The organism is Vibrio sp. Vb1729, assembly GCF_033338655.1.
GTDB classification, from domain to species: domain Bacteria; phylum Pseudomonadota; class Gammaproteobacteria; order Enterobacterales; family Vibrionaceae; genus Vibrio; species Vibrio alginolyticus.
On record NZ_JAWOTB010000022.1, the window covers coordinates 1 to 20,471 of the forward strand.

The window sequence follows — 20,471 nt, forward strand, 5'->3', positions numbered from 1 at the left end:
AGCGAAGTGAAACAACAGGCCACGCTGATGCGTTTTGGGCCATTTCACACGCCATTATCAATGAGCCGCTAGACCACGACACACCAACGAAATCAACCTGGGCGACTGCAGCATGAACAATCAAAAAGACAAACTAGTACAACAGGAGCAACATGTGGAATCGGTTTATCACCTTGACTCCACACCTGAGGCAATTGACTCAACGAGTTGGATGACTTCATATTCTGAGCTTTTCTATAACGACACTGATGGTTACTGGGAACCTCCAATCTCACGCCAGGGCTTAGCAGAAACTTCACGTGCAAACGCCTATCACGGGTCTTTACTTAAAGCTCGAGCAAATTATGTTGCTGCCCGTTTTATTTCAGGTGGCGGTTCAAGACGTCGGCAGATTCAATCTTTTTGTAATAACTACTTCACGTTTGGTGATGCCGCATTTTTAAAAATCCGCGACCACTTCAAGCGTGTTGTGCGCTTGTTTCCTCTACCGACCATGTATCTACGTAGACGTAAAAATGGGGACTTCGTTTTGCTAGAGCGAGACAACAAGCAACGAGTATACAAAGAGAATGACATCATTTTTTTGCCTCAAGAAGATCTGCAGCAACAAGTTTATGGATTACCTGACTATCTAGGTAGTTTACAAAGTAGCTTACTAAACCGTGATGCAACGCTATTTCGTCGTCGCTATTACAAGAACGGTGCACACATGGGATTCATTTTTTACGCCACGGATCCAAACCTTAGTGATGACGACGAACAAATGCTGAAGGAAAAAATCGCGAGCTCCAAAGGGGTGGGTAACTTTAGAAGTATGTTTGTTAATATTCCAGGCGGTGCAGAAAAAGGGATTCAGCTAATCCCGGTGGGCGATATAGCGACAAAAGATGAATTTGAGCGAATCAAAAACATCACTGCGCAAGACATTCTCGTAGGGCATCGCTTCCCTATAGGAAAAGCAGGAATCATTCCCCAAGGAACGACTAATCTGGGTGACCCCGTCAAAATTGGCAGTGAGTATGCCAAAGACGAAATCATCCCCGTATGCGAACTAATTATGGATGAAGTTAACAACGATCCCGAGATAAAAAATATCAAAAATCTACATTTAAAATTTGATACTACGTTTGGAGAAAGCCCATAAACCTGTACAAAAACACAGCCCTTTGACGTATCATTATTTGGTCAGTCAATAAGTTAGGTGCTTGTATGAGAGTATTGTGTCCAGAGTGTGGTTGTAAAAGCCGAATTCAAAAATCCAATCGACTATCCAATAGTCATGCCGATTTATATTGCAGTTGTAGTGACCCAGAATGCGGGCATAGTTTTGTGATGAACTTGTCTTATAGTCATACTCTTAGCCCTAGCGCTAAAACCACTTCGCAGTTAACTTTTAATATTGTTAAGACTTTAGCACCAGAACATAGAGAAGAGTTAAAACAGCAGCTTTCGATTCTATAACTTAAAAGTAGGACTCTCTGCCTCATCAGCCATCCCAATTATCGACTGGATGGCTTTTATTTTTTCGTCATCCAATAAGTGAGAAAACCGCGGTAATATTCCCTCTAATAAAACTCGCCCAGCTTCCTCTCTTCCCTCCCCCACAGCACTGACGGCTACCCCATCAATGATTATATCCAGAGCGGATTGAAACAACTGTTTTTCTTTAGACATATCAATACCTTTACCAGTGACACCAGAATAATACTGTATATGTGTACAGGTTTCTAGTTATATTCTTAGACCTGTTTCACTCATATGTCATTTTCCTTTTTTAAGAACGTCGGTTTCACATTGTTCGATCAAACAGCCCGTTCCTTGCCACTATATACGTCTCAAAATGAATAGAGCTAATCTCGGCTACGATTTGAAAAAGGCGCAATAATGCTTAATAAAAATGAGTGAGAAAGGAGAACGAAGGAAGGTATTTTCATAGTTGAGATTTGGCTAAACACTGTCAATAGCCTGTAAACCCATAAACTTTAGAGCATGACCCCAACTAAAGTATAGTTAAAAAGCTAATTTTCACTAGTGCAAATATCTAATTAAAACGGACACCTGCCCCGTACTTGGCTAGAGCTTTGGCGATACGTTACTGTCAACGAACTGCGATCCAATTGATAAGAAATTTGGTTACGCTTGCCTTTTACCACCACGACCCGTTTCAAAAGAGTCTGAGAGTTTGACACCTCTTGGCCTTACATCGAATTTGATTCTAAATATGCGGTGAATTTTATATCTACAACTTTGAGAATGATCCGGTATCCAATAGAGTCGTAAAAATTTGGGTAAGTGTGATTTGAAAGGTGGTTGCCAGAAAACCGCGGAAGTGCAAAAAAGTTTGAACTAAGCTGGTTGGCCATTTTTACCATGTGCAGGTGTGCCGAAGCAATACATAAAAAACCGGCAGACGCTGGCACCTATGCACCTCGAGAAATCAGAACGGTGTGCTAATCCCAACCTAGATTTTGCCAATGCATTAATAGGTTATGGCAGGTGCAAGGGCTCGTCAATAAGCTTCAATAAGCACATATAAGTGTTTACAAAGTGTTCTAGTATGGTAATTTTGTGTGGTGTTGGGGGCATAAAAAGGATACTATTCGTGCCCATTACTCATAGTGCTGCTACGATTATCACTGTGAGAGCGAACACGCTGAGTCCCAATAAACGTACTTTGGTAACGTGAACCAAGGGCGGTAGCGTACCTTTCAGAACTATCAAAATCATTATACATATCCAATGTCAGACTTACCGCTTATTGATCATATAGGCTTTCACACATGCTCTCTTGAAGGAGGGTACGAAAGCATTAAGAAGGATGCTCCTTTTCTCAGTGGGAACGGAGAGGATCAGTGGTTAACTCAAGGTTACTATTTTTGGACTGATTCTCCTTACTATGCTTCATCTTGGACTCCAAAAGGAGTCAAAAGAGGTAGTGACAAAAAGGCAATAGGTAAGTTCAGTATCAAATTAGCTGCAGGTTACAACTCACAAGATTTACTGGATCTTGTAGGTAACGTTAAAGACCAAGAAGATTTCCTGAAATTAGCCAATAGATTTATCACAAGGCTTGGACATGAAAAGTTGAGTCAAGTCACTGTTCGGGAAGTTATAGGTGAGCTCAGGCGGATAAATAAACTTGGTAGAACTGAAGGTATGTTTCCGTATAAAGGTGTCAAAGCTGTCGATAATCGGAAACATAAATACGAAATGCGCTTCGTTCTTCCAAAGTACCACGGACTAAAATTGCCACTAATTACCCCCCAACAAATGTGTATTTTTGAAGAAGCAAGAGACTGTATTGAAATTGTTGGATTTGAGCACCCTAAAGAGTTCAAAGATAACTTTGATAAGACTTTTAAGGAATAATTGCTATGCTAAACATTGATGAAAAATTAGCGTTATTGGATTCTTATCTGGACACGCTAACAGAAGATGAAATATTTCAAAATCTGAAATCACACGGTGAAGGTGGTCCATCAATTGTTGAATTCTTACATGGAGATGATCGTAGTCACTATGAACTAAATGAGTATCATGTGTTGTTCAATAATGCTCTAGAGTCAAGTGTAATAGCATTAAAATCATCAACGCTATCGCCTGAGTTAGATCTAGTGGACCATATGATTGTCCGATGCGATCCATTAGACAAGGCTAGGGTTGAGTTTTCTAATGCTCTTCAAGTGGATAGCTTAGCCCATGGGCTTGATTACTTGCACCAACCTTCTATAGGTCAGGGAGAACGATTGGAGAACCGAGATTTTGTGTGGGAAAAGCCGGAAAATATACTTCCTAGTCGTATGAAGCAGGTGATTTAAGTAAATATGAACCTAAAATTAGAATCAACTCAGATAACAAATCTTACCCTTGAAGACTTTGAAGGTGATAAAGAATCAGAGGATGTTGGGGCTATACTTGAATTTCAATTAGCTAGTGCTTTCTCGAATGAAGACCCGCATACTTTTTTAATCCTATTTAAGCTTAGCATGGTGCTTCAGGAGGGGAAAATCTTAACATTGGATTTCAGAGCAGAGTTCTCTACTGAGGACAGTATAGATGACGACTTTAAGTTTTCTGAAGTTCCTAAAGTAAGAGCCCCAATTATTGCCTTTCCATATGTTCGGTCATTTGTTAGTACTTTCTTGTTAAACGCAGGTTATGAACCTGCGGTTCTGCCGATTATTGACTTTGAAGAATTATATCATTCTGACGTTGAATAAATACTTTCCAAAATAGGTCTAAGTCAGGCTGCATATGTTCTTCACCCTTATCCTCTGGCTGGGTGACGAACTGTGCAGAACTAGTCTATCTCCTCTGGGCGGTTCTGGTTTTTTGAACCATCTAGTAACTTCGAATTGCTGCCGTTGATAAAGGCATTTACTGCCGAGTCGTCATAATCCGGTGGCTTTTTCAGTCATTTCCGGCTGGGTCTATTAACCTTGATACTGAGTTGTAACCTACTCGCGTTATATATTGAACGAACGTGCGTACACTTATTGACAGAACTCCGAGATTATTTGATACACATACACAGTGTCATCCACGAATATTTCCATAAGTTCGAACTATCTTATCCATTAACTCATTCAGCTTACGCTTTCGAGCCGCTTTGTTTGTTTCACTGTTGTATGGTTGATTCGGGCATTCTGACTCTTCAATCCGTATTTTTGTTACCGGCTCTTCTTCTGTTAGCTATGCTTCAAAACCAACAACATGATTCTTGTTTTAGTAGCATTCATCTAGAATTCGGTTTTTAGATTTCTGCACAATCCCTCCTAATTCAACATGGTAAAAGCCGCCCTTCGAGATAATCTGCAGTGACACTATTCCAATAGCAATGCTCACTTTCATCGACTTCCATGTATGGTCTAGGTTCATGTAATAGTGATTGCCAATAGGACTGATTCTCTTTAAATCGTTGATATTCAGATTGATAGAAGTGGCTCGCGTCTTGTTTTATATCGCTCAGGTCCAGACCTCTACAATTCAATGACCACCCTCTTGCACCAGCAGCCCAAACCATAAACTTGTCTACTTTATCCTTAGCCAGTTCTCCTTCAAACGTAATGCAGAAGCGATTGCTCGTATTCACGTGCACTCCCCTGCTATGCAGGCTCTGACTTAGCTTTTCGGCCTGCTTCTCCAAACGGATGATTCTCTGGTAAAGCTTGTTTTGATATTCCTCTGGTTTCTGCTGCTTTTTGGCAATCGCTTTAGCTTTGATTGTTTGCTCTTTGGCATTTCGTAGCTTTCTGATTTGTCGTTTAATTGGCTTTTTCCATTGCTCAAGTTTGTAGCCCAACTCCTTAATTATTGCGGTCATATTGCCTGCTTCAAACGAAGCAAGAGCTTCCCAAGCAGGAGCTCTTGAGCACTTCGCAATATTGTATCTATTTCCCTTGATTAGCCCTTGATCAGCATTTTCACCTTTCGCGGCATAGCCAACAGCCTTGATAATGTAGGAGCCGGCGGCTTTTGGCTTTTTGATTCGCTCTAATTTCGCAAATCCATGCCCCCATATTTTTTCAAGTCGCTTAGCCCAAGGACTAAAGAGATGCTCTGGTACCGTCCAACGTAGCAAAATATGAACGTGCGGATTAGGCTCTCCATCTTCATTGGCTGGACACTCGGCTACCCATATGTAATGGAAATCAGCAGGCAAGTTAGTCGGGCCAACATCGCTGGGCTGAACATGTTTAGCAACTTTCTCCTGAGATAAGTCGCAGTACTTTCGTCCACTATCTTTGTCAACTTGGATGGTATGATCCGCAACCCAGCCGCGTTGATACATTTTCTTTGCGCCATCAAGAAAACGAGAGACTTCTTTACCTATCGTTGTCTCTAAGGTTTTTTCCATCGAGAACTCTTGCTTGGGCTTTTGTTTGAGATCGCAATACGGCCCGGCTATGACACTGCCCTGGTTCATAGCTTTAACACGCTTACTGTCTAAGGTTGGAAACAGCCAGTATTCTCCACCAATATCCGTGATTGGTTGGTCAATTTTCTTTTCACCACGCTTAGGATGTACTGTCACCATGTTGCGCTTATAGATTATTGGATGATGCGACCCCATGCTGACACACTCACTTCCATCCAACATTCCACCGAATATGGCCATTCGTTGTGCCTTGGTGAAAGTCAGCGTGAGAAAAGTAGAGAAACCACCATGACAAGCTGCAGTGTAAGCCCCTGCCTCAAATATTTTAGAAACAGAACGGGACGTCAGCTTTTCCGAGAACCTCTCACCACTGTTTTCCGAAGGCGCAGCACTAGATGGCGTTTCGGTTACCGCCTGAAACTTATAAGTTTCATTCCAAGATCGGTGCATTAGCTGCATTGAAATAGGAATCTTTTTAGGTTCGCCTTGTCCTCGTTTTCCATTCTGATTGAGGATGGCAGGTTTGGAGCGCTCGTTCGTTTCATACAAAGCATCATGGCTAAAGTTGGTGTCGGTATTGCTGATGATACTTTTAGGGCGTAGAGACTTGCTCAGACTCATCAACTGCTTAATTTGCTTGTCTTTTCTGTGGCGAAATTTCTCTGTCGGACTTTTGCGCCCTTTGACTAGCCTATACTCTTCGGCGATTCTCGCCGCCGCTTCGCGGTCGTGTTCCGAGAGATAATTTACAGATTTATAGAAGTCAGTTCGCTCTTGAAGATCTCGTTCGCGCTTAGATTTTCGGTTGGGAACGCGATCATATATCGCTATTTTTTTGACTATTCCACTATCTAGAAGTGCTTGTTCTTGGTCTGAGTAAATTTTGGAACCTAAAAAACCAGCATTATAGCTGGCGTCATTATTTTTGATTCGGTCCAAGGGCATCACTGCCCCGCCGATATATAGAAGATCAGATTGATTCATAATCTATCCGTAGTTTGTCTTTACCTACCGAGAAAACGGTAAACTTTTGGTGCGTCATACCGCCACCAAGTCTTGAGTTGTCACTATCATGAAACCACCTTTCATATTGCCTTTGCTCAATACACCTTTGCTTAGATGAGTACAACTGAGGGAAACACACGCTTGTTCGATGGCTTGGTCTAATGAGTCGAAATCACCAACTATTACATTGGCAACTTCTTACGTATCTTCATGGCGGATAACACCGCCAGATGGGCAAAGCATTATTGCGGCATATTGCATAAGACAGGCTCCAGCTCTTTCTCATCGCGACGAACGGCAACGCGTTCAATCAGGTAATCTTCAATGTTCAGTAGTTCTTCAAGCGCACACTCTTTATCAATCAACACAACGTTGTGGGCGTGGTTAGTCGTGTTCTCATCAAACACAATCACGTTGAGAAGGCTCATTTTTGATGAGTACTCGATACGAATACTGATAACGTCTGAGCTATCCAACGCCAAAACGAACAGACTATTAATGGTTGTTTGGATAGCGAGTTTGTTTGCAACTTCATTTAGATTCATCTTTTATGCTCCTACGCTAAGACGAAAAAAGCCCCCTATTACAGGAGCAAAGGCTTGGATAATTAATGCGTACTACTGAATTGGTAATGCTTGAGGCGTCGAACGTCACCAAGATTGCGATCGAACAACGTCGCGATTTCTTTAATCTGTTGCATGCCGCTTCGGATTTTTTGGAGTTCCAAATCGTTGAAGCTTTCAAACTCTCGCACGTGCTCCGAGGCTTTCAGATCACCGGCGACTAAAACCATACCGCGAAAACGTGGTGGCATAGCGTCCCACAATTTTTTCAACTTGCCGCGAGTAACGGAACCATTGAACAATGCTTTACAAGCGGCAATGCTCTCACTGGCTTTGGGTGTTTGCTTTTGTTGTTCTTGTTGAATAGCTAACTGACTCATTATTACTCCTTAAACTAATCCTGGAAGTGGGGCACCGTTGGCAAGGAAATCAGTCCCCATTTGCATTAACGGCTGTAAACCTGTGGTGCGGTTTTCAAGGTCATTTATAAGCAAAACCAAGTTACCTAGCGCCGCTTGAGCTTTGGCGAGGGTTTTGCGCTTGCGAGATCGCGGTAAACGCTCTGCGGTGCACATTGCCAACGCATCGCTAGAAAGCTCACCGGAATGAGTGCTGAGCTGTAAGACGCGCTCGAGCAGATTCAGGTCTGTTTCTGCTTTTGGTAGCGGAATCGTGACAACGCCATCGTTTGAAAACAGCGTATTTACGATTGAGTAATCACCAGAAACACGGCTAATAGAAGCAAGTACAACTGGTTTAAGCACGTGCGGTTGGTTTGGGTTCAGCATGTTGCGAAGCATTGTGCCGTTTAGTTCTAACTTTCGGGCAATTGCTTCAACATCGTGATTGACAACAAAATCACAGCAAGCAGCATCAAAAGCTTGTTGTTTGCGTTCACGCAATACGCACATTGAGTTATTTACATACATGATAAATACTCAAATGAACAAACAAGGAGAGCAAACAAATAACCAACCGATAAGATTGAACCAAAGTGGACATTTGTTTGGGTATTTGTCTTCCCAAGACTTACTCATAGCATCTTGCGAGGTAATCTTGACTTTAAGTAGGACAGAAAAGCTCATACTTGTTGCTCCGCTGCGCGCTGGTAGACCTTTACAAGGTTAATCAAAACACTGCCACGCTCTCCCTTCTTCTCTAGAATTGGGATTTCGCCGGCAGCAATAGCTCGGTCTAATGATGAACCAGACCAACCAGTACGACGAAGAAACTCTTTTTTAGTACAAAAAGGTGCATCAACCGCTATTTGAATACTTGCCATAAGTGGTATCCTACTTGTTTGAGATTTGTTGATGCTTATTGGTAGCACATGACAGCATCAAATCGTTTATGACACATTCTTGATCGCAAATACGAGTTGGTCAACTTTTAAATTCGACTTAGTTTGTTAAAAGCGATATTTAATTACCACAAATGTGATCAGGAACGCACTAACTGTGCGCTAAAAGAATGAGTGAATATCGAAATGAGCAAAATTCCTGCAAAAGTCCCCGCTTTTGACTATTTAAAAGGCAGAGATTTCACGGAAAAACTTAAGGAAGTGACAGGTTGTTCTACATTTGACTTAGTAGCAGATCACTACGGCGTTCCTAAATCGACATTTTTTACTTGGCACACTCATAATCGAACTGGCTTCGAATTAATTGTTCGAGAACACTTAGCATCAGGCGCTTCTGTGCGTTACTTAGCGCTAGGTCAAGGCGAGCCATTCCCCAAAAGCGAGACACCATCAGCAACTAACAGCATTGAAAAGTTTTCAATCGTTAACGGCAAACTCGAACAAATGGGAACTGTTGAACTCGGTTTTTCGACGCTAAATGAGTTTGGTCTTGTAAAAGAAAATCTAATTATTATCGAGCAGAATGGACGTCACTTATATGTAAACAAAGCAGAGTCTCAGCCTGCATCCGGTGACTACTTGTTGGATATTGACGGAGTTTTATCAATTAACTATCTACAACGCTTACCAGGTAAAAAGTTAGTAATCGCGTTTGACACATCAACTATCGAAGTATCTGAAGAAGATATAAAAGTAATTGGGCGCGTGTCTGTGGAAATGAAGAAGAAGTAATAAATTTAGCTTTATTACATAAGACTAATATTACAATGCCCTACAATTTAGGGCATCTATACCAATAATTGCAACAAATTGCATACCCATTAGTAGCTATGCCATAGGTTGTCATGTTTTTATAGAATTAAGGGTTATCAATGAGTTTGACCGAAATGGAGCTATCCGATAGTGGTGGACCCGGAGCTCTAAAAGGCTTTACATATCAAAACGTTGCTGCTGCATATTATGTTTTAACTATGCTTGAGGACAAGACTCTACAGTCTGTGCGTTGCGAAGTTGTTGATGATATCGATTTAATATTCAAAAACAAAACGGTGTACATTCAAGTCAAGACAACTACCAGTGATTCAAATTGGTCGCTCAAGGATTTGGCTGAAGCAACGACTAAGAAAGTTGCTCCAGTAAAACCTCAACGTGTTGTGCAAACTGTCAGCCTAGAAGATTCTATCTTGCATAAATCAATTTTATGCGACAAAGGTAAAAAACCCAGCCAGTTTAAAATAATTACAGATAGAGAAGTGACTGGTGCCCTAAAATACCTCAGAACTCCATTAGCTACAAGGAATGAGAAAGAAGCCCTAAAGGGTAATCTAACTAAGCACTTAAATTCTCTTATTGAACGACACAGACCACGGAAAAAACCTCCTTTTATTTCTCCAAATGGAAACGGAGTGGAATATTGGGTTCAAAACGCTGAGTGGGAAGTTGTAAGCTCCCAAGAGCTTCTAGAGCACCGCTGCACTAAACTTATTTTGCAGTGCGCCCATAGAAAAGGAATTTACTTAAGCGCTAACGGCGATCCCGAAAGAATTCTGTGCTCCCTATTACATGCTCTTTTTAACAAAGCTAAAGCATCAAGAATTTTAAACTCCGTAACCACTAAAACCTATCACAGGAAGGATTTCTTACCATGGTTTGATGCTGAAATAGAGCATTACACAAACCTCAGCAAACAACACGTAAAAGTTTATCCGACTAATAACTCATGTTTACAGGCTATCCTTTCCGAGTTTTTTAGCAACAAAGACATCTACGGAGCAAAAGGGGTTGAAGGAGAGAAAGCATTAGTTGGTGTTGCAGGTGAGTACCACAGAAAACGGTATAACTACGAAGCTATCGCTAACAACCTTTATGACTGGTTTCACGAGGTACTATTGCTTCCGAGCGAAATTGCAGATCATAGCCCAGAAAAAGTCACCGCAAACTTTAGGACGCTTGCTTTACGCTACAAAAAAGAAGCCTTATTCATAAATAATTTGATTGCTAAAGCGTTACTACACTCAGTAATCAGAACTAAGTACAAATCTCAGCCTATAGCTGCCAGCCTGCATGTCGACGATGGTAATAATACCCGCTTCGATAATATTCATATCATATTAAACGTTCACGAGCCTGATACATTGCTCATGGGTTTCAGCCGTTTAGTAAGCGTTCAAGATGGTAAATTTATTGAAAGTATAGTCAATGAATTTGATGACTTGTTAACATCGAGCGCTTTTTCAAGCCAAAAAGAAAAAATTCTCATTGCAAAGAAAGATAACTATTTATTAGAGCATGATATCAATGAAGTTCTTGCGGCTAATCAATCCTTAGATAATAACCTCGATCGATTTAGATTCGTGTTTTTCATTGGCTACGAATCCGAGCACCTCGAGTGCAACTCTAAAAATATGCCAGAAGACTTTAAAAACAATCTCATCTTAGAGGCGACTGAGCAATTTAAAACTTTAGTAGACAAACTAATCGAATCAGATGATTTTTACGCAGACTTGCACATAGAAGCATATCTTTACCCTATACCATCATTAAAATCACTGATATCTACGGTAGAAACACAGGTTAAATCACAATGGACTACACTTTAGACCCACAATTATGCTTAGAAGACGTTCAAAGTAATAAACTAAGTGCGTTTTCCTACCTAAAAAAGGCTAATGATTGCTTATCTTCCCCTGATTTGAATTCAATAGGACAAGAGTTAATTATTCGGGCACTGGACTCACTACCTTTGTTTGATCAACAAGCTATACTACTTCAAGAGCTAATAAGAACTGCAGGGTTATACCCCTACCTAAAGAAGTATGGTTCAAATCTATCATTAGAAGAAGAACTAGCGTTAGATGTTTATAAAAGTAATTTCGACGATGACTTCATATTCCATTCAATGCAAGCTAGAGTTTTCAATTTACTTTTATCCGGCAAAAATGTAGTCCTAAGCGCCCCAACTAGTATGGGTAAAAGTGCAATTGTCGATGCTTTAATTGCGAGCAAGAAATTCAATAGTATTGTTATTGTTGTGCCGACAATAGCTCTAATAGATGAAACAAGAAGGCGTATTCAACAACGATTTGGAAATGAGTACCAAATTATTCATCATGGCTCTCAAGTTAAGCGAAAAGAAAAAGTAATTTATATCTTCACGCAGGAACGTGTGAATGAGCGTGAGGATTTAAAAAATATTGACTTTTTTATAATTGATGAGTTTTACAAGCTCGCTGATGTTAAGGATGAATTATCAAGACCTAGAGCCTTTGCGTTGAACATCGCTTTAAGCAAACTACTGACGGTGTCAAAACAGTTTTACATGATAGGCCCATACATAGATGCCATTGAAGGCTTGAGTTCATTGAAGCGTGCGTTCACATTTATTCCCTCCGACTTTAAAACTGTTGCACTCAATATCCATAAATATGATATCGGAGCAAACGATCTGCAGAATAAAAACGAACAGCTTGGAAAAATAATTGACACCTACGTTGGGCAAACGATGATTTACTGTAAATCCTCGAGTTCAATTACGAAAACAATTCGTTATTTAGTCTCACTTGAAAGCATACAAAACAACAATTTTCTCGCGACTGCCGACTCTTCGGTAAAGAAATACTATAAGTGGTTGAAGAAAAACTATGGCGCAGACTGGGGCTGTACCAAAGCTTTATCTTCTGGTATCGGTATTCATCATGGGGCCTTACCTCGTGCTATCCAACAAAAAAACGTTGAGCTTTTTAATAACGGAGAAATCAAATACTTAGTTTGCACGTCTACAATGATTGAAGGCGTTAACACATCGGCTCAGAATATTATTATTTACGATAACCGGAACGGAACCCCTAAAATTGATAACTTCACACACAAAAATATTTCAGGCCGTGCCGGAAGAATGGGTAGATATTTAGTAGGTAATGTTTTTTGCTTAGAGACTTTACTAGATCCAGAACCACATGTAGTAACTTTGCCCTTAGGTAAGCAGGATGATGAATCTCCGATCAACTTACTAGCAGGGATACAGCCAGATCATCTTTCAGAGCGAAGCCAGTGGAATTTAACTCAATTTGCTAGTCAATCCAGTGTCCCTATGGACATAGTTAAAAAGCACTCAAACTATAGCGTAGAAACATTAGAACAAGCATATGACTTAGTATCTAGACTCTCCATTTTAGAACTCAAAGCTATAGCTAACGTAACCAAACCTAAACGATTTCAATTGAAGCTGTTAACAGATTTCATCAAGACCGTAGAAAGCCGGGTACTTATGAGGCAACAACTTCATTATGAAGACAATGACGAACTATATAAAAGACTGGGTCGCTACATATACTCTGCCAATCATACTAAGTACATTCATAATCAAATTGATAGGTTATATTTATCGGTGGAAAGTAGTGAAATACGCTCAGATGAGACGGACAAAGAGCTAACTATAGTACGCAACATATTCAAACATGCTGTAGCTAGAGCGCTTTCACTACTAGAAGATCTTCTTAACGACCGTCTAAAGCTCTTAGAAGCTGACTTCAAATCTAACTTAGGCTGGCTTGTACATGTGTTCGAAAATAGTCACCTTCCTTCTTCATTCTCTGCGTTAGAGGAAATGGGGATACCTATCGAAACTTTGGAAAAACTAGTTTCTGAACGCTTAAAAAGTACAGATATTGATACGTTGGTTCGTTACTTGCGCATGTATAGAAGGCATTTTAAACAGCTTAATTCTGTTGATCACATGTTTATTGAACAAGCAATTATCTAACATGACTGTACGAAACTTAAAGGACGGAAACAAAAAGCCCTGGCTCTGCGAGTGTTACCCGCAAGGAAGGAGTGGTAAACGCATTCGTAAGCGGTTCGCAACTAAAGGCGAGGCACTTGCTTTTGAAAAATTCACTATGAAAGAAGTCGAAGACAAGCCTTGGCTTGGTGACAAAAAGGACCTGCGTACACTTCAAGACTTAGTCGAACTTTGGTACAAACTTCACGGCCAACATCTAAAATCCGCTCAAAAAGTTTACCCTCGACTATGCACAATAGTTGAAGAATTGGGTAACCCTTTTGCAGTTAAGTTCACTGCAAAAGACTTTGTTCACTGGCGGTCTAGCAGAAAAGTGAAGCATAGACATATTGCGGCTGATACCGGAAAATTGATATCTGCGCCCACCAACAATCTCGATTTGAGATATCTGCGAGCTGTTTTTAATGAACTCATTTCTCTTGGAGAGTGGAATCAACCAAACCCACTTACAAGCGTTAAGTCGATCCCTGTTACTGAATCCGAAATGGGCTTCTTCTCTAATGAGGACATTACCATGCTCTTCGATAGGATCAGTAAAAGCAATCGAGCAAAAGAGTACGAGCTCGTTTGCAAAATTTGCTTATCAACAGGAGCACGAATTTCAGAAGCTATTAACCTTCGTCTTCCACAAGTTACGAAGTACAAAATCACATTTATTGACACCAAAAGCAAAAAGAACCGTACTGTGCCGATTACAGAGAGGCTTTATAACGAGCTGATGGAGTTTGAACGAACGGGAGAAAAGGATAGGTTGTTTAAAAGCTGCCTTCATGGCATTGCCTATATCGTAAATCGGACATTTCCAGACTTACCGGATGGTCAGAACACCCACGTGTTTCGTCATACCTTCGCAAGTCGATTTATGGAGGCCGGAGGAAATATTCTCGTCTTGCAGAAAATCCTTGGTCACAGTGATATCAAAATGACCATGCGCTATGCCCATTTTTCACCCGATCACCTGATACAAGCGGCTGAGTTAAACCCTATTTCTAAACTGGGATTATAACTTCACTTCTAGTTAACTTCTTAGAAGATTCATTATATTTGTAGTGGTCAACTAAAGTTGTTTCAGATAACAATCTTAATTTGCTCCCGAGCAACACTTAGTTACTCGGGAGCAAATTAAGTTGGTTATCTTATCGGAGACAAGTTTTGGACTGTGGTGCAATTGGTGTTGTTATCGATTTATTAAACTCATCCAGGGAACAAACTCCATATTGTAAACGGGCTAACTTTTCTGCCATTGGTTTAGTTAACAATAAAGAAGAAAACTTGAACTTGGCTCCGACTACTTTTGTTGCAGACTTAAACTCATTAGCTGGAGCACTTTTTCCACTATTTTCGCTGTATTCCATTTGCATCCATGTATAACCTAGCGAGTACCATACGTCTCTACCTACACTTTCAGTAGTTATTTCATTTTGTGCAAATGTTGTAGCTGTATTTTTAGTATTTGATTGACTTGTACAAGCTACTGCAAGGTCGGTTAATGCAGAAGTTATTTTGTCTGGATCACCAGTAAAAATACTTGAGACCGCTGCCGTTGCTTTAGTAATAAGGTCCTTATAATTCTTTTCTTCATAATGCAATTCTTTTGAATCAACGGTTACAATTTCGAAAAGCGATATGCTAGAAACAATCTGTGTATAATTTGCAAATCCTTTAGCACTGTCTTCACTATCACCAGAAATTGGGTCCCATCCAGACTCAACACGTGCGGCGTTAAGTAATGTTGATACTGCTTGAGATGGGTAGGCTTGAAAAACAGCGGCCATTTCTTCGATTTCTTGCTGCGTAGGTTCAGAAATAGATTGGTATTTCTGGACTCCCTCTTGACCTTCTTTTATCGCTTCTTCCGAATCAAACGAAGTATATGTACTTGGATTTGAACCAGGTACATATTGGTCATGGGGTTGATTTAGAAAGTCAACCAACGAAGAGCTAGAGGACAGTAAATGATCTTTCAACATTAATGATTTAGCTGCATTTTTTGTTGAAATAAATTCTTCACCAACAATCGACGTCAAATCATCAAAAAAGCCTGCTTCTTTGAGTGTCAATCCTTTAGTTTGTATGTTCATAATTCAGTCCATATGTTAATTACCATCAGACAATAATATGCACAAGCGCACATATCATGAGTAGTATTATATAGACGTCGATTTAAACTAAAGCAATATACAGGATGTAGAAAATATGCAACACCATGAATTTGTTTGTGTTGTTTTCTAAGCTAAACTTAGTGAATATAATTAAATTAGAATATTCTGAATTAAAAGGAATTTCTTTAATGAACAGTCCTATTCATCGGGTCCCAACCTATCATAAGTGGCGACAAAATGGCGGCAAATTTTCTCAATACTGGTGATTATTGAATAGTATTGATAAAGCGGGTGGTTTTTAAAGCATTGAAATAGCTAAGAAACTATTGATTTTACTGGGTTGCGGTAATAGCTATGCATTACACTAAGTAAGATTTAATACCGCGTCTTAACGCCCGTTAAGGCGCGGTTATTTCGATAGGAACCCCATTCTGTGCAGCGATTGCTGCTTTAGCCTTCACGTTTTTCATACCGAATTCATCCAACCACCACTTTAACTCTTTCGGCACTTTCAGTTCATCTTTCTCGCCATTACTACGAGTTAAAGGCTCATGTGCTTCTAAGAACACACTTCTGTCAGGCTCAAGTGTCATTTTGATAGGCTGGTTAATGATGTTAACGTCTTCGCCGTTACGAACCTTGTCAAATAACCACTCAATGTCACTTGGGTCCATACGAATACAACCCGCGCTGACTCGCATACCAATCCCAAAGTCCTTGTTGGTACCATGAATTAGGTATTCGCCATTCCCGTAAGCTAAACGCAATGCAAACATACCAAGTGGATTATCAGGCCCCGCAGGAACAACGGCTGGTAGGTCAATGCCCTTTGCTTTGTACTCGGCACGAATAGAGGCTGGAGGAGTCCATGTAGGGTTCGGTCGTTTTTGGCTGATACGCGTTGTCATTACTGGGGTATCGCGCCCTATTCGGCCAATTCCGACAGGAAATACATGGACAATATTCTCTCCTTTCGGAAAGTAATATAAGCGCAGCTCGGCTAGATTAATAACGATACCTTTATAAGGTACGTCTGGGAGGATTAGCTGTGTCGGAATAGTAAGAACATGCCCCTCTTCTGGTAAGAAGGGATCCACTCCTTTGTTTGCGGCCATTAAACCTAGCATACCCACATCGTAGAGCTTAGCGATATTTGCCATGGTTTCGCCTTCTTGAACGACGTGGTTTTCAAGGCGACCAATTAAACGGCTTCCATCCTCTGGTAATTCGTACATCTTAGCGAATGATAGACCACTCACTAAAGATAACGACACAGATAGCAGGGTACGTTTTGCGAAACTCATTGATCGCTTTTTGCTAAGCATTTCACTCTATTCCTTGGCACTTTTAAAGAGCTGTAAGGTTATCTCTCTTTCTGTCTTGTGATCAACCATCGGCTTGTGATATTCCAGTAAAGAAAAGCCCTCCCAAGTCCAAGGTTTATGGATGTATTTGTTCGGTACACTTTTGATTTCTGGTACCCAGTGGCGCACAAATTCACCATTAGCATCGAACTTTTCGCCTTGGCTTATCGGGTTGAAAATACGAAAGTATGGCTGCCCGTCACAACCCGTAGAAGCAGACCATTGCCAGCCACCATTGTTCGCTGCAAAATCGCCGTCCACCAGCTTACTCATGAAGTACGCTTCTCCCCATCGCCAATCAATATGTAAGTCCTTGGTAAGAAAGCTCGCGACAATCATACGTAATCGGTTGTGCATCCAGCCTGTTTGATTGAGCTGACGCATTGCTGCATCAACGATTGGGTATCCTGTTGTTCCTGTCTTCCATCGCTCAAAGGCTTTCTCATCATAGGACCACTGGATTTTATCCTCCCAATCGATAAATCCTTTGCCTTTGACGAGTTTTGGTTCGAAAACCAATAGGTGCTGATAAAACTCACGCCAAATGATCTCACTTAACCAAGTTGCTTTCCCTTCTGTAAGGTCATTTTGTTGATTTTCAGCATACAAACGAGCAATACACTGCCTTGGTGATAGCGCGCCAATCGCAAGGTATGGAGACAGTTGGCTAGTGCCATCAATAGCTGGAAAGTCTCGCTCGCTTTGATACGCGTCACTGCGCTCCCGTGCAAATTCCCTAAGCTGCTTCAAAATATCATTAGTCGAAGCCAGCCAGTCTTCACTGGATTCTCGAGGATAGCTAAATGTGAAGCTTGAATTAAATCGAGCCGACTCTAATTGTTCGAGTACCTTTTTATTGAGTGGCGCTTGCTCGTGAGGTTTTACTACCGTCGGCATATGGAACTGCGTTAACCAAGCACGCTTGAATGGCGTAAACACCTTAAAATATTCGCCTTGCTTATTAAGAACCGTCGTTGGCGCGTGCACACATTTGTCATGAAACAGTTCAAATTCGATATCGTGAGAAGCTAACGCTTCACTTACTTGTGTATCGAGCTCTCGTTCGTTCACCTCATAGTGAATGTTTGCCATGACAGACGTGGCTTCAAGTGTTTCCGCCCACCCACTAATCACATCTGTACAATCGGAAAACGACGGCACCTCTTTGTACAAAAAGGGAATATTAAGGCTTTCAAGCTCCTCGTTAAGACAAGCTAAGCGACGAGCAATGAGGTCTGCCTGCATCGGCGCCATGTGATGCTCCCGCCACTGCTCTGGCGTCGCGATAAAGCAAGCGACGACAGGCTGACCTGAATCCAATGCCGCTTTGAGTGCCGTGTGGTCTAACGTACGCAAGTCACGTCGAAACCATACTAAAATCATGGTAGCTCCTATCTTTTGTCTACTAAGTTAGGTGTAATTTCTCTATCACTTCAGAGCACCCCATCCGATCACCTAACTGTGCGTGAAGCATTTTGATGGACGCTACTTGTTTAGCAGCTAGCGCTTTGTTGGAGAAAAGGTAGATAAACGAACCATTTTCAACAACCTCGTGATCTAGTAGACCAGAAACATCATCAACCTTATCGATCAAAGTCGTGTGATACCCTTGTTCGCAAAGCTTCGCTGCTTGAATCCAACTCTCAGACTCTCTGTTTTGTTCAAAGCTAATGAGCAGACACTTTCCTTTGGAAGCGGCTTTGTTTTCAGAATCGATAACAAGGGCAAGTCGAGTGATCAAACAAGTCTGAAATAACCCTACTTGTAAAGATCGCAGCGATCCTTTCACCATGTCTAGCGCATCAAATACTGGGCTAATAAACTGATCAATAACGAGTTTTAGTGGATACTCTTTAAGAACAGAGGCAAGTAAACTCTCTGCTTTTCCTCGATTCAGGGTAGACAGCGCAAGCAGCATGTTTTCAACTTCTTCGAGTGTGCGAACCTCGTTTTTGACTTCGACATCGGCGCTTTTTCCTAGCAGCCCCTTCACTTTACCAATCGAAATCCCCTTCGCGAGCCAGCTCTGGACTTCGCGAATCGTATCGAGATCTTGCTGGCGATAAAGTCTGTGTCCTTTTTCAGTTCGCTGAGGCTGGATCAAGTTGTATCTTCGTTGCCAAGCTCTCAGCGTAACTGGTTTTACACCCGTGATTTCTGCGACATCTCGGATCGCGTATAGTTTTTCTTCTGAACTACAAACCATAGCGTAATCTCATCTCCTGCGGATACGGTTCTAAAAACTTCTGTTTTGCTAAATACTCGTCTGGGTAAGTATTTAAGTAATGCTTAATCAATGTAAGTGGTGCTAGCAGAGGTAGCATTCCGATACGGTAGTCGTGAATCACTGTCGCTAACTCTTCTTTTTCTTCTTTAGTTAGTGAGCGTTTGAAGTACCCTTGTAAATGCATCAACACATTTGTGTTGTTTTTGCGGCTAGCCCGATTCGTTAACGCCTTCATAAGTCCTAAACGATACTCTTGGTAAAAGTCTTCAATTTCATAATTAGCGACATCGGCAACTAAGCGGCCAAGGGATCGGTATGACTGTGGGTGGTGTGCCATTAACGTCAGTTTGTAGCGCGAATGAAAGTCGATGATTTTGCCACGAGTAGGCTCACCATCCATCGAGTCGTAAAAGTCATTTAGACAAAATACTCGAGTAATAAAATTTTCTTTCAATACAGGGTCGTTAAGTCTGCCATCCTCTTCAACAGGCAACCAAGGCATTTTTTGCATCAATGTTTGTGTATACAAGCCAACACCTTCTTTCGCAGCACTGTTCTTGCTGTAAACCTTGACTCGCTCCATGCCACAAGTTGGTGACTTGGCACAAACGATGTAACCACAAAGCTGCTCGCTTTGAAGTTCATCTACTTTATTGGCCGAGTAAGTGAGCATATTGTCGGTATGATCATTTTCTGGATTTTTGGTTTCAACCAATGCAACACGCTCTTCATTAGAAACAAGACGAATGGTTGGACGGGGTACTGGCATACCTACGCCGACTTCAGGGCATACCGAAATAAAGTCAAAATACGGGCTAAGCTCTTTAGTCACAAAGTTGCTCACCTTATGACCAGAGTCAAAACGCACTCGTTCACCCAAAACACACGAACTGATACCTACTTTGATCGAAGATTCCATGATGACGCATCCCTATACAAAAAGTTTTGTTGTATAACTTATAGCAAGCCTTTCCAGATTGTACAAGAAAATAAGTTGTACAATTTAATCGTTTTACTTCACTCGAAAGTATTTCGATCAACCAGCTGTCAGAAAAAAGTTTGGCCCAAAAACAAAGAATTTGTGCGCGCAATCGACAAACTGCTCAAAAGCAAATCGATTGCTCTTTTGATTTCAACAGATTTGGTTATCAATAGTAGTTGCAGTTTCTAA

At 41.1% G+C, this 20,471-nt stretch carries 20 protein-coding genes and 1 pseudogene; 9 read left to right on the top strand and 12 right to left on the bottom strand.

The window, feature by feature from the left end:
* The first annotated feature begins 112 nt into the window (after window positions 1-112).
* A complete protein-coding gene (locus R7E29_RS11260; RefSeq protein ID WP_318082643.1) occupies window positions 113-1,144 on the top strand; it encodes a phage portal protein in 1,032 nt (343 codons plus the stop codon).
* A gap of 65 nt (window positions 1,145-1,209) precedes the next feature.
* Window positions 1,210-1,461, top strand: coding sequence for an ogr/Delta-like zinc finger family protein (locus tag R7E29_RS11265; RefSeq protein ID WP_258637815.1), 252 nt, complete (start codon window positions 1,210-1,212; stop codon window positions 1,459-1,461).
* Here R7E29_RS11265 and R7E29_RS11270 read toward each other — a convergent pair.
* Window positions 1,456-1,674: a hypothetical protein gene (locus R7E29_RS11270; protein ID WP_258637816.1), complete on the bottom strand. Its 219-nt coding sequence runs from the start codon at window positions 1,672-1,674 to the stop codon at window positions 1,456-1,458. The genes R7E29_RS11265 and R7E29_RS11270 overlap by 6 nt on opposite strands.
* Window positions 1,675-2,739: 1,065 nt before the next feature.
* Between R7E29_RS11270 and R7E29_RS11275 the strand changes: the two genes are divergently transcribed.
* Genes R7E29_RS11275 through R7E29_RS11285 form a run of 3 tightly spaced genes read left to right on the top strand, consistent with a single transcriptional unit; the run spans window position 2,740 to window position 4,220 of the window.
* The gene (locus R7E29_RS11275; RefSeq protein WP_318082644.1) at window positions 2,740-3,369 is read left to right on the top strand and encodes a hypothetical protein; all 630 of its coding nucleotides are present in this window, start codon (window positions 2,740-2,742) and stop codon (window positions 3,367-3,369) included.
* A gap of 5 nt (window positions 3,370-3,374) precedes the next feature.
* Entirely contained in the window at window positions 3,375-3,818 is a 444-nt protein-coding gene (locus tag R7E29_RS11280) for a hypothetical protein (RefSeq protein WP_258637819.1), read from the top strand.
* 6 nt (window positions 3,819-3,824) lie between these two features.
* The gene (locus R7E29_RS11285; RefSeq protein ID WP_258637821.1) at window positions 3,825-4,220 is read left to right on the top strand and encodes a protein-export chaperone SecB; all 396 of its coding nucleotides are present in this window, start codon (window positions 3,825-3,827) and stop codon (window positions 4,218-4,220) included.
* 560 nt (window positions 4,221-4,780) lie between these two features.
* Here R7E29_RS11285 and R7E29_RS11290 read toward each other — a convergent pair.
* From R7E29_RS11290 to R7E29_RS11315, 6 genes and pseudogenes are all read right to left on the bottom strand, one after another.
* Window positions 4,781-6,862: a hypothetical protein gene (locus tag R7E29_RS11290; protein WP_318082645.1), complete on the bottom strand. Its 2,082-nt coding sequence runs from the start codon at window positions 6,860-6,862 to the stop codon at window positions 4,781-4,783.
* A 54-nt stretch (window positions 6,863-6,916) separates the two neighbouring features.
* Window positions 6,917-7,144: pseudogene (locus R7E29_RS11295) on the bottom strand (hypothetical protein).
* The gene (locus R7E29_RS11300) at window positions 7,126-7,428 is read right to left on the bottom strand and encodes a hypothetical protein (protein WP_318082646.1); all 303 of its coding nucleotides are present in this window, start codon (window positions 7,426-7,428) and stop codon (window positions 7,126-7,128) included. The pseudogene R7E29_RS11295 and the gene R7E29_RS11300 overlap by 19 nt, the downstream one beginning before the upstream one ends.
* A gap of 62 nt (window positions 7,429-7,490) precedes the next feature.
* Complete coding sequence (locus tag R7E29_RS11305) at window positions 7,491-7,826, bottom strand: hypothetical protein (protein ID WP_258430742.1); 336 nt, start codon at window positions 7,824-7,826, stop codon at window positions 7,491-7,493.
* 9 nt (window positions 7,827-7,835) lie between these two features.
* A complete protein-coding gene (locus R7E29_RS11310) occupies window positions 7,836-8,375 on the bottom strand; it encodes a phage regulatory CII family protein (protein ID WP_258430744.1) in 540 nt (179 codons plus the stop codon).
* Between the two features lie 152 nt (window positions 8,376-8,527).
* A complete protein-coding gene (locus R7E29_RS11315; RefSeq protein ID WP_053321709.1) occupies window positions 8,528-8,728 on the bottom strand; it encodes a hypothetical protein in 201 nt (66 codons plus the stop codon).
* A gap of 204 nt (window positions 8,729-8,932) precedes the next feature.
* On the opposite strand from R7E29_RS11315, the gene R7E29_RS11320 reads away from it, so the two are divergent.
* The 4 genes from R7E29_RS11320 to R7E29_RS11335 all read left to right on the top strand — a co-directional run bounded on the left by R7E29_RS11320 (window position 8,933) and on the right by R7E29_RS11335 (window position 14,613).
* Window positions 8,933-9,538, top strand: a complete 606-nt coding sequence (locus R7E29_RS11320) for a phage repressor protein CI (RefSeq protein ID WP_258430747.1) — start codon at window positions 8,933-8,935, stop codon at window positions 9,536-9,538.
* Window positions 9,539-9,678: 140 nt separating this feature from the next.
* A complete protein-coding gene (locus R7E29_RS11325; protein WP_258430749.1) occupies window positions 9,679-11,406 on the top strand; it encodes a dsDNA nuclease domain-containing protein in 1,728 nt (575 codons plus the stop codon).
* Entirely contained in the window at window positions 11,391-13,568 is a 2,178-nt protein-coding gene (locus R7E29_RS11330; protein ID WP_318082647.1) for a DEAD/DEAH box helicase, read from the top strand. The genes R7E29_RS11325 and R7E29_RS11330 overlap by 16 nt, the downstream gene beginning before the upstream one ends.
* A gap of 1 nt (window position 13,569) precedes the next feature.
* Window positions 13,570-14,613 carry a tyrosine-type recombinase/integrase gene (locus R7E29_RS11335; protein ID WP_318082648.1) on the top strand — a complete coding sequence of 348 codons (1,044 nt, stop codon included), beginning with the start codon at window positions 13,570-13,572 and terminating at the stop codon, window positions 14,611-14,613.
* Between the two features lie 130 nt (window positions 14,614-14,743).
* Here the strand turns inward: R7E29_RS11335 and R7E29_RS11340 are convergent, their stop codons facing one another.
* From R7E29_RS11340 to R7E29_RS11360, 5 genes are all read right to left on the bottom strand, one after another.
* The gene (locus R7E29_RS11340; RefSeq protein WP_318082649.1) at window positions 14,744-15,688 is read right to left on the bottom strand and encodes a hypothetical protein; all 945 of its coding nucleotides are present in this window, start codon (window positions 15,686-15,688) and stop codon (window positions 14,744-14,746) included.
* A gap of 419 nt (window positions 15,689-16,107) precedes the next feature.
* Window positions 16,108-17,034: a L,D-transpeptidase family protein gene (locus R7E29_RS11345; RefSeq protein ID WP_005375144.1), complete on the bottom strand. Its 927-nt coding sequence runs from the start codon at window positions 17,032-17,034 to the stop codon at window positions 16,108-16,110.
* 6 nt (window positions 17,035-17,040) lie between these two features.
* On the bottom strand, window positions 17,041-18,456 hold the full coding sequence (phrB, locus tag R7E29_RS11350; RefSeq protein ID WP_005383934.1) for a deoxyribodipyrimidine photo-lyase: 1,416 nt from the start codon (window positions 18,454-18,456) through the stop codon (window positions 17,041-17,043).
* Window positions 18,457-18,478: 22 nt separating this feature from the next.
* Window positions 18,479-19,279: a MerR family transcriptional regulator gene (locus tag R7E29_RS11355; protein WP_033906723.1), complete on the bottom strand. Its 801-nt coding sequence runs from the start codon at window positions 19,277-19,279 to the stop codon at window positions 18,479-18,481.
* Window positions 19,269-20,219, bottom strand: a complete 951-nt coding sequence (locus R7E29_RS11360; protein WP_054576610.1) for a YbgA family protein — start codon at window positions 20,217-20,219, stop codon at window positions 19,269-19,271. The genes R7E29_RS11355 and R7E29_RS11360 overlap by 11 nt, the downstream gene beginning before the upstream one ends.
* Window positions 20,220-20,471: the final 252 nt, after the last annotated feature.